This window comes from Kribbella sp. NBC_01484 (assembly GCF_036227145.1).
In the GTDB taxonomy this organism is placed as follows: domain Bacteria; phylum Actinomycetota; class Actinomycetes; order Propionibacteriales; family Kribbellaceae; genus Kribbella.
Genome location: NZ_CP109437.1, coordinates 7,216,963 through 7,232,441 on the forward strand (window position 1 = coordinate 7,216,963; position 15,479 = coordinate 7,232,441).

11 protein-coding genes are annotated in these 15,479 nt (G+C 68.7%); 4 read left to right on the forward strand and 7 right to left on the reverse strand.

What is annotated here, in order from left to right; all coding sequences use genetic code 11:
• Positions 1-39: 39 nt before the first annotated feature.
• The 4 genes from OG555_RS34845 to OG555_RS34860 form a co-directional block, all read right to left on the reverse strand.
• Complete coding sequence (locus tag OG555_RS34845; RefSeq protein ID WP_329476993.1) at positions 40-540, reverse strand: GNAT family N-acetyltransferase; 501 nt, start codon at positions 538-540, stop codon at positions 40-42.
• A 169-nt stretch (positions 541-709) separates the two neighbouring features.
• A complete protein-coding gene (locus OG555_RS34850; RefSeq protein WP_329476995.1) occupies positions 710-1,909 on the reverse strand; it encodes an SWIM zinc finger family protein in 1,200 nt (399 codons plus the stop codon).
• Positions 1,906-4,746: a DEAD/DEAH box helicase gene (locus OG555_RS34855; protein WP_329476997.1), complete on the reverse strand. Its 2,841-nt coding sequence runs from the start codon at positions 4,744-4,746 to the stop codon at positions 1,906-1,908. The genes OG555_RS34850 and OG555_RS34855 overlap by 4 nt, the downstream gene beginning before the upstream one ends.
• An 88-nt stretch (positions 4,747-4,834) precedes the next feature.
• Complete coding sequence (locus tag OG555_RS34860) at positions 4,835-6,715, reverse strand: ABC transporter ATP-binding protein (RefSeq protein ID WP_329484914.1); 1,881 nt, start codon at positions 6,713-6,715, stop codon at positions 4,835-4,837.
• A gap of 177 nt (positions 6,716-6,892) precedes the next feature.
• On the opposite strand from OG555_RS34860, the gene OG555_RS34865 reads away from it, so the two are divergent.
• Genes OG555_RS34865 through OG555_RS34880 form a run of 4 tightly spaced genes read left to right on the forward strand, consistent with a single transcriptional unit; the run spans position 6,893 to position 12,218 of the window.
• Positions 6,893-7,663 carry a TetR/AcrR family transcriptional regulator gene (locus OG555_RS34865; protein ID WP_329476999.1) on the forward strand — a complete coding sequence of 257 codons (771 nt, stop codon included), beginning with the start codon at positions 6,893-6,895 and terminating at the stop codon, positions 7,661-7,663.
• 42 nt (positions 7,664-7,705) lie between these two features.
• Positions 7,706-8,407 carry a TetR/AcrR family transcriptional regulator gene (locus OG555_RS34870; protein WP_329477001.1) on the forward strand — a complete coding sequence of 234 codons (702 nt, stop codon included), beginning with the start codon at positions 7,706-7,708 and terminating at the stop codon, positions 8,405-8,407.
• Entirely contained in the window at positions 8,407-10,140 is a 1,734-nt protein-coding gene (locus OG555_RS34875) for an ABC transporter ATP-binding protein (RefSeq protein ID WP_329477003.1), read from the forward strand. Before OG555_RS34870 ends, OG555_RS34875 begins: the two co-directional genes overlap by 1 nt.
• The gene (locus tag OG555_RS34880; protein ID WP_442914457.1) at positions 10,137-12,218 is read left to right on the forward strand and encodes an ABC transporter ATP-binding protein; all 2,082 of its coding nucleotides are present in this window, start codon (positions 10,137-10,139) and stop codon (positions 12,216-12,218) included. Before OG555_RS34875 ends, OG555_RS34880 begins: the two co-directional genes overlap by 4 nt.
• A gap of 249 nt (positions 12,219-12,467) precedes the next feature.
• On the opposite strand, the gene OG555_RS34885 is transcribed toward OG555_RS34880, so the two are convergent.
• From OG555_RS34885 to OG555_RS34895, 3 genes are read right to left on the reverse strand one after another with little or no spacing between them, the layout of a single operon-like run.
• Positions 12,468-13,280 carry an alpha/beta fold hydrolase gene (locus OG555_RS34885; protein WP_329477006.1) on the reverse strand — a complete coding sequence of 271 codons (813 nt, stop codon included), beginning with the start codon at positions 13,278-13,280 and terminating at the stop codon, positions 12,468-12,470.
• 48 nt (positions 13,281-13,328) lie between these two features.
• Positions 13,329-14,531, reverse strand: a complete 1,203-nt coding sequence (locus OG555_RS34890) for a M20 metallopeptidase family protein (protein ID WP_329477008.1) — start codon at positions 14,529-14,531, stop codon at positions 13,329-13,331.
• Entirely contained in the window at positions 14,528-15,448 is a 921-nt protein-coding gene (locus OG555_RS34895; protein ID WP_329484916.1) for a 5'-3' exonuclease, read from the reverse strand. Before OG555_RS34895 ends, OG555_RS34890 begins: the two co-directional genes overlap by 4 nt.
• Positions 15,449-15,479: the final 31 nt, after the last annotated feature.

The window sequence follows — 15,479 nt, forward strand, 5'->3', positions numbered from 1 at the left end:
GGAGGCTTCCGCACGGCCTCCGACGGCCCCGGGCGCGGGTCAGGTCGTGACCGGGTAGGTCAGATCGCCGGCCGGTACGGCGTGCCCGTCGAGCGCGAGCGCCATCAGGTTCGGCCCGTCGTACTGCGGGTGATGGACGCCGAACTCGGTCGCCTGCCGGAACCCGAATCGCGGGTAGTAGTCCGCATGACCGAGCACGACAACGCTCTGCTCACCACGATCACGCGCAGTGGCGAGGGCTGCCGTGACCGAAGCGCTCCCGGCCCCTTGTTTCTGGTAGGCCGGGAGCACGGCGACCGGCCCCAGTGACAGGACCGGGATGCCGCCGATGTGGCAGCGGGTCAGCAGCGAGTAGGCGACGGGCTTGTCGTCGGGGGTGGTCGCGACGATCAACAACCCGGGAAGCCAGGCGATCGGGTCGGCGCGGTGGGCATCGAGGAAGTCGACCTCGAACTGGCGACCGAAGGCGTGCAGGGTGATGTCGCGGAGCGTGTCGACGTCGGCTGGAGTCTCGGCGCGGGTGTTCCAGGTGAAAGACAACGGAAATCCCTTTCGGGCGGGGGGTTCAGGCAGAACCCACGGTGAGTTGACTGATCGGACCGGCTGCCGGACGGACGGCAGCGCCGGTTGGCGCGGTCATCAACTCACCTCCTCGATCCTCCGAAGTTGCCGCGATCCTACTCACGTCGCCGGCGTCGTCGCACGGCAATTACCGGTCGGCCGTGTCGTCGGCCAGCGCCGTGAGTGGATCGGTGGTCGCGGGTGCGGTTGGAGTCCAGCGATCGTCGATCAGGGCGTACGGATGCCAGCGGCCGTGGTGATCCAGGCGGAGCTGGACGGTGTTGCCGAGCGTGAGGTGGTTGTGGTTGGCCTGCAGCGTGAGCTCGTCGTCAGCGGCCAGCAGTTCGGTCCGGGCCCGGGCGATGTCGGTCGGGTCGGGCGTCCAGGTGTGTTCGAGCACGTCCAGGCCGGGTGCGCCGCCGTACCGCCAGGCTTTGATGCCGAGGGCAAGCGCTTCGGGCCGGCCGGTCGCCTCGGTCAGCGGCGTGGTCAGCTCGGGGAAGTCAGCGGCAAGCCGGACGGCGTCTGACCATTCGTCGAGTGGCTGTGGCTCCGGCGTACCGCGCAGGAGTGCGCTGAGGATTGCCCGGGCCCGGCGGGACGCATCGAGGACCAGCAGCGAAAGGGTCGCCGGTGTGAAGCCGGGCGGGGCCTCGATCCCACTGACCGCCAACTCGTCGGCTGTCACCTTCCCCGGCAGATCTGGCAGGTCAGGCAACTCGCGTACCGGCGCCGCGAGTACGTCCTGCAGGGATGCGCCTGGCTCGGCCGCTTCTGGCGCGGCGGCTCTTGAGCTTCTGGCTTGGAGCTCGTCGAGGACGTCTTCGCGGGAGCGGCCGCGGAGCAGCAGGAGGATGAACGGGTCGTCGTCAAGCAGCCAGGCGACCTCATAACAGAGCGCGGCGGCGTGCTGGCAGGGCAGCTCCCAGCCGTCACAAGTACAGGTCGGGTCGAGGTCACCAATGCCGGGCAAGAGCGCCACGCCGGCATCGGCCGCAGCCTCAACCAGATCGTGCGGCATGTCACCGTCGAGCAAGGCGGCAATGTGCCCGGCACGGGCGGCCACCTCATCCAGGAACCTCCGCCACGCGTCCTCGCTCAGCAGATCGATCTGAACGACGGCCTCGTAGGTGTCGTCGGGCGAGTCGACCAGCGCCGCGATCCGCCCCGGACTGATCGTGATCGCTCCAACCTGTCCCGAGTTCGCGTACCGCCGCCCCTTCCGCAGCTGATCCGAATCCAGCGACGTATCCTCCAACGCCTGCACCCAGGCCCGAGCCCACCAGGACCGCCCCCGAGTGCTCCGCCGCTGAGCTCCGAACGCCCCGAACCCCCGCGCCTCACTCATCGGCCACCTCCGCGGAGTTCGACCAGGTTGGCGAGGTCGGTGTCGGAGAGTTCGGTGAGGGCGGCCTCGCCGGTGGCGAGGACGGCGTCGGCCAGCTCGCGTTTGGTGGTCAGCATCGTCGCGATCCGGTCCTCGATGGTGCCCTCGGCAATCAATCGATGGACCTGCACCGGGCGGGTCTGCCCGATCCGGTACGCACGGTCGGTCGCCTGGTCCTCGACCGCCGGATTCCACCACCGGTCGTAGTGCACGACGTGATCGGCGCGAGTGAGGTTGAGTCCCGTCCCGGCCGCCTTCAGCGACAGCAGGAACACCGGCACCTCACCCGCCTGGAACCGCTCGACCATCTCCTCCCGCTTCGCCACGGGCGTCCCACCGTGCAGGAGTTGCGTGCCGATGCCACGGTCGGCCAGGTGGCGTTCGAGCAGTCGCGCCATAGCGACGTACTGCGTGAAGACGAGGACGGCGCCGTCCTCGGCGAGGATCGTCTCGAGCAGTTCGTCGAGGAGTTCGAGCTTGCCGGAGCGGCCGTTCAGCCGTGCGTCGGCGGGCTCCTTCAAGTACTGCGCCGGGTGATTGCAGATCTGCTTCAGCCCGGTCAGCAGCTTCACGATCAGACCGCGCCGGGCCATCCGGTCGCTCGCCTGCACCTCCGCCATCAGCTCGCGGACGGTCGCTTCGTAGAGGACGACCTGCTCGCGGGTGAGCGACACCGGCTGATCGGTCTCGGTCTTCGGCGGTAGCTCCGGCGCGATGCCAGGATCGGACTTGCGCCGTCGCAGCAGGAACGGCCGCACCAGCTTCGCGAGCCGCGCCGCGACCTCCTCGTCCTTGTCCGCCTCGATCGGCGTAGCCCACTGGCTCCGGAACGTCCCGAGCCGGCCGAGCAACCCAGGCGTCGTCCAGTCGAGGATCGCCCACAACTCGGACAGGTTGTTCTCCACCGGAGTGCCGGTCAACGCCACCCGCGCCTGCGACGGCACGGTCCGCAGCGCCTTCGCCGTACTGGACGACGGGTTCTTCACATGCTGAGCCTCATCGGCGACGACCAGTCCCCACTGATGTTCAGCCAGTCGTACGGCGTCCCGCCGCAACGTGCCGTACGTCGTCAGCACGAAGCCCTCCCGTGCGTCGTCGAGTGACCGCGACGAACCGTGGAAGCGCCGTACCGGCGTACCGGGAGCGAACCGCTGGATCTCACGCTCCCAGTTGCCCAGCAGAGACGCCGGGCAGACGACGAGTGTGGGGCCTGCGGTGCCGGGTGACTGCCGGCGGTGGAGGTGGAGCGAGATGAGGGTGATCGTCTTGCCGAGGCCCATGTCGTCGGCCAGGCAACCGCCGAGGCCGAGGGAGGTCATCCGGGCCAGCCACCGCAGGCCGCGCAGTTGGTAGTCGCGCAAGGTGGCGTGCAGGCCGGCGGGCGCGTCGATCGGTTCGTCGACGCGGTCGGGATCGGCGATGCGGGCACGTAGGTCGTCCAGCCAGGCGGTCGGGGTGACCGTGATCTGGCGGCCGTCGATCTCGGTGCTGCCGGTCAGTGCGACACCGAGCGCGTCGATCGCCGTGACCGGCTTGAGGATCCGCTCGCGGGCCTTCCGGGCCAGGTCGGGATCGATCAGCATCCACTGGTCCCGCAGCCGAACCACCGGGCGGGTCGCCTCCGCGAGCTGATCCAGCTCCGGCTCGGTCAGCGGGTCATTGCCAAGAGCAACCTGCCAGCTGAAGTCGAGCGTCGCCCCACCGCCGAAGAAGCCAGGCAGGTCGCTCGGCGGTCCATCCGCCGAGGTGATCGCCGCCCGCGCCGTGAGCGCCCGCCCGAGACTCCGCGGCCAATGCAGATCTACCCCGGCCGCCGCCAACCGCTGCGCCGTCCCAGCCAGCAGCTCAGCGACGTCCTCATCCGCCAACTCCATCCGATCCGGTACGGCGGAATCCAGCAACCGACCGAGTGGCATCCACACGCGGGCCGCTCGGCGAATCGCCAGCGTGGCGTCGATCCGGGCCCGTGGTCCGAACCCGGCGACGTCCTCGGCCCAGACGTCGTACGCATCCCGAACCAAGGTCGGATCCTTCAGGCTGTGCAACTGCACCACAGCGCTGAAAGCCAGCGACTCGGCGGCCATCTCGATCCGCAACGAGATCCGCACCCCGGTGTCGAGCCCTACCGACACCTCATCAGCCCACGACCGCAACCGCTCAGCCCGCTGCGGCGCAACCCCCGCGAACAGCCCCATCTTGTGCGCCTTCGCAGCCGCCGGCGACCGAGGCATCCCATCCGCCACCGCATCAAGAAACTCCCGCAACAACTCCTCCGCCACAGGCAGCCGTACCCCAACACCCGATCCCGGGAGGGCGCCGGACGGGGTCGGAGCATGAGCCGAGAGCGAGCCGAGCGGTGGGTCCTGGGGCGAGGCCGAGCCGGTGGTCGGGTCCTGGGGTGTGAGGAGGGGGAGGGCGCGGGCGGTCGGGGGCATCGCTTCGGCGAGGGTGAGGACTCGGGTGACGTCGTCGGCGTCGAGTGGGCCGACTCGCCAGGCGTCATGGCCGGCGGAGGAGAGGCCGGGCAGGAGTTTGCCTCGGGCAACCAGTTGAAGCGCGGCCAGGGCTGCGGCTCCCCAGAAGGCTGCCGACGGGTGGGAGCCGGCTGCTTGGCGGGCACGGCCGAGGAGTGGGACGGCGTCGGCGACCGGGAGTTCGATCGCGCGGACGGTGCGTGGAGCCGCGTCGACGATCAGGTCGAGCTCGGTCTGTTCACCGACGCCGAGGGGGAGTGGCCCACCCTCGGGATCCCAGAACGCGACGCGGCTCTCCCGCGGCGGATCCGCCGGCCTGAACACCACTGCACACCCAGCCAGCTCCTGCCCCGAACCCACCAACCCGACGCCCTCCTACCGAAACAGAACCTAACGACATCACACCCGTGCCTCAGACCGTGACTACCTCCGCGTTCCCAGTCCCGGGTTGGTCGAATTGGGTTCGGTAGAGCTCTTCGTAGCGGCCGCCGGCGGCGAGGAGGGCAGTGTGGGTGCCCTGCTCGACGATGCGGCCCGACTCGATCACGAGGATCTGGTCCGCGGCGCGGATCGTGGACAGGCGGTGCGCGATGACGACCGCCGTACGACCGGCTAGGGCCTCCGTCAGAGCAGCTTGGACAGCAGCCTCGTTGGTGGAGTCCAGGGCGGCGGTCGCCTCGTCGAGGATGACGACGCGCGGCTGGGCGAGGAGCAGTCGGGCGATCGTGAGGCGCTGGCGCTCACCGCCTGACAGGCGATAGCCGCGCTCGCCGACCACCGTGTCCAACTGGTCCGGCAGCGACCGGATCAACTCACCGAGTCGCGCCCGAGAGATCGCATCCCACAGATCGTCCTCGGTTGCCTCGGGGCGGGCGAGCAGCAGGTTCTCCCGGATGCTGTCGTGGAAGAGGTGACCGTCCTGCGTGACCATTCCGAGCGTGTCCCGCAGCGACTCCGCCGACACGTCACGGACGTCCATCCCGGCGAGCTTCACCGCGCCCGAGTCGACGTCGTACAAGCGCGGAATGAGCTGCGCGATCGTCGACTTCCCGGCGCCGGACGACCCGACCAGCGCGATCATCTGCCCCGGCTCGGCGCGGAACGACATGTCGTGCAGCACCTCGACACCACCCCGCGTGTCGAGCTTGGCGACCTCTTCGAGCGACGCGAGGGAGACCTTGTCCGCCGACGGGTACGCGAAGCGGACCCCCGCGAACTCCACCGACACCGGTCCGTCCGGCACGCGCCCCGCGTCCGGCTTGTCCTTGATCAGCGGCTCCAGATCCAGCACCTCGAAGACGCGCTCGAAGCTGACCAGCGCGGTCATCACCTCGAGCCGCGCACTCGCTAGCGCAGTCAGCGGCGAGTACAGCCGCGTCAGCAGCAACGCCATCGACACCACGGCACCGGCGTCGAGCTGTCCACGCAACGCGTAGAACCCGCCCAACCCGTAGACCACGGCGAGCGCCAGCGCGGACACCAGCGTCAGCGCAGTCACGAAGATCCACTGCACCATCGCGGTCCGCACCCCGATGTCGCGCACCCGCCGGGCCCGGACCGCGAACTCCGCGGACTCCCGCGCCGGCCGCCCGAACAGCTTGACCAACGTCGCACCCGGCGCCGAGAACCGCTCGGTCATCTGCGTACTCATGGTCGCGTTGTAGTTGGCCGCCTCCCGCTGCAGGCCCGCCAGCCTGGCGCCGATCCGGCGGGCCGGTACGACGAAGATCGGCAGGAGGATCAGCGCGAGCACAGTGATCTGCCACGACACCCCGAGCATCACCACCAGGGTCAGCACGAGCATCACCACGTTGCTGACCACGCCGGACAGTGTGTCGCTGAACGCCCGCTGCGCCCCGATCACGTCGTTGTTCAGCCGGGAGACCAGCGCGCCGGTCCGGGTCCGGGTGAAGAACGCGATCGGCATCCGCTGGATGTGGTCGAACACGGCCGTCCGCAGATCCAGGATCAGCCCCTCACCGATCCCCGCCGACAACCAACGCGTGAGCATGCTGATCCCCGCCTCGGCGATGGCGATGACAGCGATCAGCACAGCCAGCTTCAGTACGACGCTGAACGCCTTGCCACCCACGATCGCGTCGACCACGCGGCCGGCCAGCACCGGTGTGGCGACCGCGAGGACGGCCGCGCCGATGCTGAGCACCAGGAACCAGATCAGCTGCCGCCGATGCGGCCGTGCGAACGCCAGGATGCGTTTGAGGGTGGCCCGCGAGAACGGGCGTTTGTCGTCCTGGGCGTGCATCGCGTGGTACAGCGAGTTCCACGCGGTCATCTCCATGCTCACGGTTGTGCTCCGCTTCCGGTCGATCGGGACAGCCGATGATTCCGGAGACCACCGACAGTTCCCGACCGTAGGACCTCGACAATGCTTGAGGTCAACTGAAAACCTAACTGAGTACGCTGTACGAAGTAACCGCACGACTATAGCCAATCCGGGAGACTCCCGCACATGAACCAGGAGTACAGCGGCAGCGGCGACCCGGCGAAGAGCCTCGACTTGCTGTGGCGCCGCCGGCCGCAGCCGACCCGCGGGCCCAAGCCGGCGCTGACGGCCGACCAGATCGTCGAGGCCGCCCTGCGGGTCGCCGACGCGGAGGGCCTGACCGCGATGTCGATGCGCCGGGTCGCCGACGAGGTCGGTGCCGGCGCGATGACGCTGTACCGCTACTTCCCAGGCAAGGGCGAGCTGCTCGACGTCATGCTCGACACCGTGTACGGCGAGCTGCCGCGCCGCGACGTACCGGGGGACTGGCGAGCCGGGCTCGATGAGGTCGCGCGGGCGAACCGGGAGCTGTACCTCCGGCATCCGTGGATGCTCCACGTCGCCGTCAGCCGCCCGCCGCTCGGTCCCAACGTGATGGCCAAGTACGAGTACGAGCTGACCGCGGTCGAGGGGATCGGCCTGAGCGATCTCGAGATGGACGCGACCGTCGCCCTGGTCAACGGTTACGTGCACGGCGCCGTGCGTACGGCGGTCGAGGCGCGCCAGGTGATCCAACGATCGGGGATCACCGACAAGGAATGGTGGCTGGCGCACGTGCCGCACCTGGACCGGATCAGCGACACCAAGAAGTTCCCGCTGGCGTCTCGGGTCGGGACCACGGTCGGGAATGAGTTCGACGCGCCGTACGACTCCGATCACGCGTTCGAGTTTGGTCTCGAACGGCTCCTGGACGGCGTTTCCACGCTGCTGGAGAACCGGTCTGCGCCAAAAGAGTGAACGAGGTTGTGAGTGAGTACTCACTCAGTTACCCTCGAACTCGTGACACCACGAGCGACTCCACTACCTCCCGAGGAACGGCGCGCCGCCATCATCGAGGCCGCGCTGCCGCTGCTCGAGGAGTTCGGTCCGGACGTCAGCACCAAGCAGATCGCCGAGGCGGCCGGGATCGCCGAAGGCACCATCTTCCGGGCCTTCGGCAGTAAGGACGCGCTCGTCGAGACCGCGATGGCGACCGCGTTCGACACCACCGACCTGATCCGGGCGCTGGAGCGGGTGGACCGCTCGCTGCCGCTGCGGGAGCGGACCATCGCCGCGGTCGACATCGGCCAGAAGCGGCTGCGCGGCGTGTTCAAGCTGATGTTCGCGCTCCGGATGCGCCGGCCGCCGGAGTGGAAACACACCACGCCGATGGACGAGGCGCGCCGCAAGCGGCAGTCCGACCTGGCCAACGCCGCGTTCGCCGACCTGCTCCGGCCGGACCAGGACCAACTGCGCTACTCGCCCGAAGAGGTGGTCCGGCGGATCGGTCTGATCACCTTCTCGGCCACCCACCCAATGATTTCCGGCGGCGTCGTGCTGACCGCCGAGGAGATCGTCGACTTCGCGTTCGACGGCCTTCGCAAGCACACCACAGGCCCGGACGCGGTGAGCTGTCCCGATCAAGATCAGCCACTGGCCACCGAGGACATCGCCGAGTTCGCGCTCGACGGTGGCCGCCATCACGACTCTGGGGAAGATTGATGTTACTTCGCATCTTGCGTGCGCGCCTGCGTCCGTACGCGGGAAACCTGTCCCTGGTGGTCGTCCTGCAGCTGATCGGGACGATCGCCTCCCTCTACCTACCCAAACTGAACGCCGACATCATCGACAACGGCGTGTCCAAGGGCGACACCGCGTACATCATGCGCATCGGCCTCTGGATGCTCGCCGTCAGCCTGCTGCAGATCACCTGCACGATCATCGCCGTGTACTTCGGCGCCAAGACGGCAGCGTTGTTCGGGCGCGACGTCCGTGCCGCGGTCTTCCACCGGGTCGGCGAGTTCTCCGCCCGCGAGGTGAATCAGTTCGGCGCACCGACGCTGATCTCGCGCAGCACGAACGATGTCACCCAGATCCAGATGCTGGTGGTGATGGGCTGCACGATGCTGGTCGCGGCGCCGATCACCATGATCGGTGGCATCTTCATGGCGGTCCGCCAGGACATCGGGCTGTCCTGGCTGGTGGCGGTCGCCGTACCGTTGCTGGCGGCGTCGGTCGGGTTCATCGCCAGCCGGATGGTCCCGCAGTTCCGGAAGATGCAGAAGAACATCGACGGGGTGAACCGGGTGCTGCGCGAGCAGATCACCGGCATCCGGGTGGTCCGGGCCTTCGTCCGGGAGCCGCACGAGGTCGAGCGCTTCGGCGAGGCCAACGCGAAGCTGACCGACACGGCCATCCGGGCCGGCCGGCTGATGGCGCTGGTCTTCCCGGTGGTGATGCTGATCCTGAACGTGTCGAGCATCGCCGTGCTGTGGTTCGGCGCCTCCCGGGTCGAGGACGGGACTATCCAGGTCGGCGCGCTGACCGCCTTCCTGAGCTACCTGATCCAGATCCTGTTCTCGGTGATGATGGGCGTGTTCGTGATGATCATGGTGCCGCGGGCCTCGGTCTGCGCGGACCGGATCACCGAGGTGCTGGACACCGATTCCTCGGTCAAGCCGCCGGTCACCCCGATCACGACCTTCACCGGGCGTGGGCAGCTGGTCTTCGAGGACGCCTCGTTCCAGTACCCCGGAGCGGCGGAGCCGGTCCTGCGCGACATCAGCTTCGTCGCGTCGCCGGGCCAGACGACCGCGATCATCGGCAGCACCGGGGCCGGCAAGACGACGCTGCTCTCGCTGGTGCCGCGGCTGTTCGACGCGACCGGCGGGCGAGTGCTCGTGGACGGCATCGACGTACGCGACATCGAGCCGGAGGCGCTCTGGGAGCGGATCGGGCTGGTGCCGCAACGGCCGTACCTGTTCTCCGGGACGGTCGCCAGCAACCTGCGCTACGGCAACCCGGACGCGACCGACGAGGAGCTCTGGGAAGCCCTGGAGATTGCCCAGGGCAAGGACTTCGTCGAGGCGATGGCCGAGGGGCTGAACGCACCCATCGCGCAGGGCGGGACGAACGTGTCCGGAGGTCAGCGGCAGCGGCTCGCGATCGCGCGGGCGCTGGTCCGCAAGCCGGAGATCTACCTGTTCGACGACTCGTTCTCGGCGCTCGACCTGGCCACCGACGCCCGGCTGCGGGCGGCCCTGCGGCCGATCACGGCGAACGCCTGTGTGGTGGTCGTCGCGCAACGGGTGTCCACGATCATCGACGCCGACCAGATCCTCGTCATCGAGGACGGCGCGATCGTCGGCAACGGCACGCATGACGAGTTGCTCGAGACGTGTCCGACGTACGTCGAGATCGTCGAGTCCCAGCAATCCGCGGAGGAGGCGGCATGAGCGAGGAGAACCAGACACCGCCGGCCTCTCCCAACGGCCAGGCTCCGTCGGTGAACGGCGAGGCCGGCGGTACGCCGAAGACCGTGAAGGCAACCGAGCGGCCGACCACCGGCCGCGCGTTCGGCCCGCCCGGTGGGATCCCGGGCGACAAGTCCCTGAACTTCATGCCGTCGGCGAAGCGGCTGCTCGGCCGGCTGCGGCCGCGGATGCTGCAGGTGAGTACGGTGATCGTGCTCGCCATCAGCAGCGTCACGCTGTCGGTGCTCGGGCCGAAGATCCTCGGCCGCGCGACCGACATCATCTTCTCCGGCGCGATCGGCAAGCAGTTCCCGAGCGGCATGAGCAAGGAGCAGGTGATCGAGCAGACCCGGGCGGCCGGCAACGGACGGCTCGCGGATCTGCTGGGCGGGATCGATCTGATCCCGGGCGTCGGCATCGACTTCGATGCCCTGCGCAACGTCCTGCTGGGGGTGCTGGCACTGTACGTCGGCGCGTTCTTCCTGTCCTGGATGCAGGGCTACATCCTGAACGGCGTCGTCCAGCGGACGATCCTGGACCTGCGGTCCGAGGTCGAGGCCAAGCTGAACCGGCTGCCGCTGAGCTACTTCGACGGCGCGCCCCGCGGTGAGCTGCTCAGCCGGGTGACCAACGACATCGACAACATCTCGACCAGCTTGCAGCAGACACTGAGCCAGTTGCTCACGTCCGTGCTCACGGTGATCGGCGTGGTGACGATGATGATCGTGATCTCGCCGGTGCTGGCGCTGATCGCGCTCATCACGATCCCGATCTCGATGGTCCTGACCGCGGCGATCGCCAAACGCTCGCAGGTGCGGTTCGTCGCGCAGTGGCGTCATACCGGCGCCCTGAACGGCCAGATCGAGGAGGCGTTCACCGGGCACGAGCTGGTCAAGGTCTTCGGTCGGCAGAAGGAGATCGAGGCGAGTTTCGCGCAGAAGAACGAGGAGCTGTACCAGGCTGCGTTCGGCGCCCAGTTCATCTCCGGGCTGATCATGCCGCTGATGATGTTCATCGGGAACGTCAACTACGTGATCATCGCGGTCCTCGGCGGTCTGCGGGTCGCCTCCGGCACGATGTCGCTGGGCGACGTCCAGGCCTTCATCCAGTACTCGCGGCAGTTCACGCAGCCGCTGACCCAGGTGGCATCGATGGCCAACCTGCTGCAGTCCGGAGTCGCCTCGGCCGAGCGGGTCTTCGAGGTGCTGGACGCCAAGGAGCAGATGCCGGACGACGCGACACCGGAGAAGGTCACCGATGCGCGTGGGCGGGTCGAGTTCGAACACGTGTCGTTCTCGTACGACCCGGACAAGCCGCTGCTCACCGATCTGAGCCTGGTCGCGGAGCCCGGCCAGACGGTCGCGATCGTCGGCCCGACCGGAGCCGGCAAGACCACTCTGGTCAACCTCATCATGCGGTTCTACGAGCTGAACGGCGGCCGGATCACGCTCGACGGCGTGGACATCACCGAGCTGACCCGCCACGACCTGCGCTCGCGGATCGGCATGGTGCTGCAGGACACCTGGCTGTTCGGCGGGACCATCCGGGACAACATCCTCTACGGCAACCTGGAGGCCGCCGAGGACGACATGTTGGCCGCAGCCAAGGCGACGTACGTCGACCGGTTCGTGCACAGCCTGCCCGACGGGTACGACACGGTGATCGACGAGGAGGGCAGCAACGTCAGCGCCGGTGAGAAGCAGCTCCTCACCATCGCCCGTGCCTTCCTGGCCGATCCGCAACTGCTGATCCTGGACGAGGCCACGAGCTCGGTCGACACCCGCACCGAGGTCCTGGTCCAGCGGGCGATGGCCGCACTGCGGTCCGACCGGACCAGCTTCGTGATCGCCCACCGCCTGTCCACGATCCGCGACGCGGACCTGATCCTCGTGATGGAGGACGGCTCGATCGTCGAGCAGGGCAACCACCAGGAACTGCTCGCTGCCGACGGCGCGTACGCCCGCCTCTACAACGCCCAGTTCAGTGGCGCGGTAGTAGACATCGACGAGGAAGCCGCAGCCATCCCAACCCCAGTCGGCGCCCCCGCCGCCCGCCGCTGACCGGAAGGGGACGCCGCCCAAGGCGTCCCCTTCCACCAGGTCGACCAGGGGCCGTTGGTTGCTGCCCGCACGGGCCTCAGTGCTGTGGTCACGAGAATCTTGATCGGGTTACCGGAAACAAAGTGCGCTATCTGACCGGAATGTTCCGAAGACCTGTAGCGGTCGCGCGAGCCGGTCAGGTTGAGGGGGTACTGGGTTCGGCGGGCGTAGGCTCGGGCGCCGCAGCAGAAGCGGTTGCCGGGGACCGCGTCACAGCGGCAGGGAGCGCGTGATGAACTGCTGGAACTCCTCGGGTGCGGAGAACATCGGCATGTGATCGGCACTCGGGATCACCGTGAGGTCGGCGTTCGGAGCCTGGGTGGCGAGGCGGCGGGCCCAGAGTTGGGAGCCATGGAAGTCGCGTTCGCCGATAAGGACAGAGATCGGAGTCACGAGCTCGGCGAAGCGGGTCTTGACCGGCGGGTCGAGTTCGAGGCCGTGGTAGACGTCCATGGTGCGCACTCGGGAGTTGGCGATCTGCAGACCGATCAGACGGCGTCGGTCGTTCGCGGGCGCGGCGGGACACCACGCGTCGACGTCGAGTGCGGAGACGGCCGGGATTCCGTCGGTCGCGAGGACCTTCTCGCACTCGGCGAAGTGGCTCCGCATCACCTCGCGGGCGGCGGATTCCTCGGGCGTCGGATCGGGGAACTCACCGAACGACGCGGCGACAGCACACACGCGCGTCACCCGCTCCGGGTGCCGATGCGCGAAGCCCAGCGCCCGCCGGCCACCCTCGGACGAGCCGATCAGAACGGCCCGGGAGACGCCCACGGCATCGAGCACCGCGGCCAGGTCGCCGATCTCGTCGTACGGTCCGTACGCCGGTGCAGACAGGCCCGTGTCGCGGTAGTCCCACGTCGTCACCCGGGCCCGCCCGGCCAGCCACTCGACGGTCGCATCCCACATCCGCAGATCGGCCAGCCCCCCGTTGAGCAGCACGACATCCGGACCGTGTCCCCGCTGCTCGTAGTAGAGGTAGCCACCGGGAACGTCGACGAAGTCCTTCGTGTGATGAGACATGCCCGTAGTCTCTTGGCGTCTCGACGGCCAGTGAATCGGGATTTCTCCCTATTCGAGCCCGCGAGCGAGCCGCCGTACGGCGAGTTCGGCCAACAGCGCCGCGGCGTCGGGGAGGATGGAGTCGTCGAAGTCGGCCAGCGGGGAGTGGTTGTCCGCGGCCGCGTCGGGGTCGGCGGATCGGCAGGCGCTCAGGTTGAGGTAGACGCCGGGGACCTCGTTCAGGACGTAGGACATGTCTTCGGCGCCGCAGCGCGGATTGGACCGTTCGCGGAACCGGTCGGCGCCGAAGACGTCCACGATGGTGTCCCGCGCGAAGCCGTACTCCGCGGCGTCGTTCACCGTGACCGGGTAGCCGATCTCGTAGTCCACCTCCGCGACCAGCCCGTGAGCGGCCGCCATCGCCTCGACCAGCTGCGTCGACGTCCGCTGGACCTTGGTCCGGGTCGCCTCGGAGAACGTCCGCACGGTCGCGTCGAACACCGCGTCGTCCGGGATGATGTTCTCCTTCGTGCCACCCGCGATCCGCCCGACGGTGAGCACCACCGGGTCGAACACGTCGAACTGCCGGGTGATCATCGTCTGCAACGCGGTCACCATCTCGCACGCCACCGGGATCGGGTCCTTGCCGCGGTACGGCGTCGCGCCGTGCGTGCCGGCGCCGACGACGCGCACGTGCAACTGGTCGGCCGCGGCCATGAAGGAGCCGGGCTTGCTGCTCCACATCCCCAGCGGCTGGCCGGCGGACCCGACGTGCAGACCGTAGGCCGCATCCGCCCGGCGCCCGGCGGCGTCGAGCACGCCCTCGCGGATCATGATCGGCGCACCGCCGCTGGTCTCCTCGCCCGGCTGGAACATGAAGACGACGTCACCCGGCAACTCGGCCTGCAGCGCCGACAGCACCTTCGCCGCGCCGACCAGCCCGGCGACGTGCAGATCGTGGCCGCAGGCATGCATCATCCCGGGGTGCTGGGAGATGAACGGTACGTTGGTCCGCTCGGTCACCGGGAGCGCATCCATGTCGCCACGCAGCAGTACGACGGGACCCGGGCCGCGACCACCGCGCAGTACGGCGGTCACCGAGGACAGCTCCTTGCCGAGAGTGATCTCGAGCGGCAGACCCGCCAGCGCCTCGAGGACGAGCTGCTGCGTCTTGGGCAGCTCGAGGTCGAACTCAGGCACCTGGTGCAGCGCGTGCCGGAGGGTGATGATCTCGTCGCTGAACTGCTTGGCCAGCCCCAGAGTCGCGCTCATGCCTTCGGTCCCAGCTTCAGCGCGGACATCACGCGCTGGGCGCTGCCGCCGAGCTCGAGCAGCTCGACCAGATCGAGCCAGCGCTCGGGGTCCTTGACCTCGTGCGGGATCTCCGCGTCGAACGAGCCGACGGGCGCGTCCTTGGCGACCGCGACCACCTTCGGGGCGACGTCGAGGTAGTCGCTCGCCGCCAGGATCTTCCGCTTCACCGACGCCGACATCGGCGTACTCGGGTCGGCCGCCGCGGCCCGGATCGCGTCCAGGTCGCCGTACGCCGTCACGAGTGAGGCAGCGGTCTTGTCGCCGATACCCTTCACCCCTGGCAGGCCGTCGGACGCGTCACCACGGAGCGTGGCGAAGTCGGCGTACCGGCTGGCGGGGATGTCGTACTTCGCCAGCAGCGCCTTCTCGTCGTACACCTCGGCCCGGCCGACGCCGCGGGCGGCGGTGTAGACGACGCGGATGCCGCGGCTGTCGTCGATCAGCTGGAACAGGTCGCGGTCGCCGGTCACGACATCCACCGGCATCGTCGCCTGGTGCGACAGCGTGCCGATCACGTCGTCGGCCTCGTGGTCGGGCGCGCCGACGATCGCGATGCCGAGCGCCTCGAGGGTGGCGCGGATGTACGGCACCTGGACCTCGAGCCGGTCCGGCACGTCCTCGACCTGCTCACCCTTCGGCGTCACGAACTCGACCCGCTGCGCCTTGTACGACGGGATCAGCGCGACGCGCCAGGACGGGCGCCAGTTGTCGTCCCAGCAGGCGACCAGGTGGGTCGGCCGGTGGTTCTCGGCCAGGCGGGCGATGAAGTCGAGCAGCCCGCGGATCGCGTTGGTCGGCGTACCGTCGGCGGCCTTCATCGTGTCCGGCACGCCGAAGAACGCGCGGAAGTAGAGCGACGCGGTGTCGAGCAGCATCAGCCGCTGTCCTGTCTCAGCCATGGGGCGA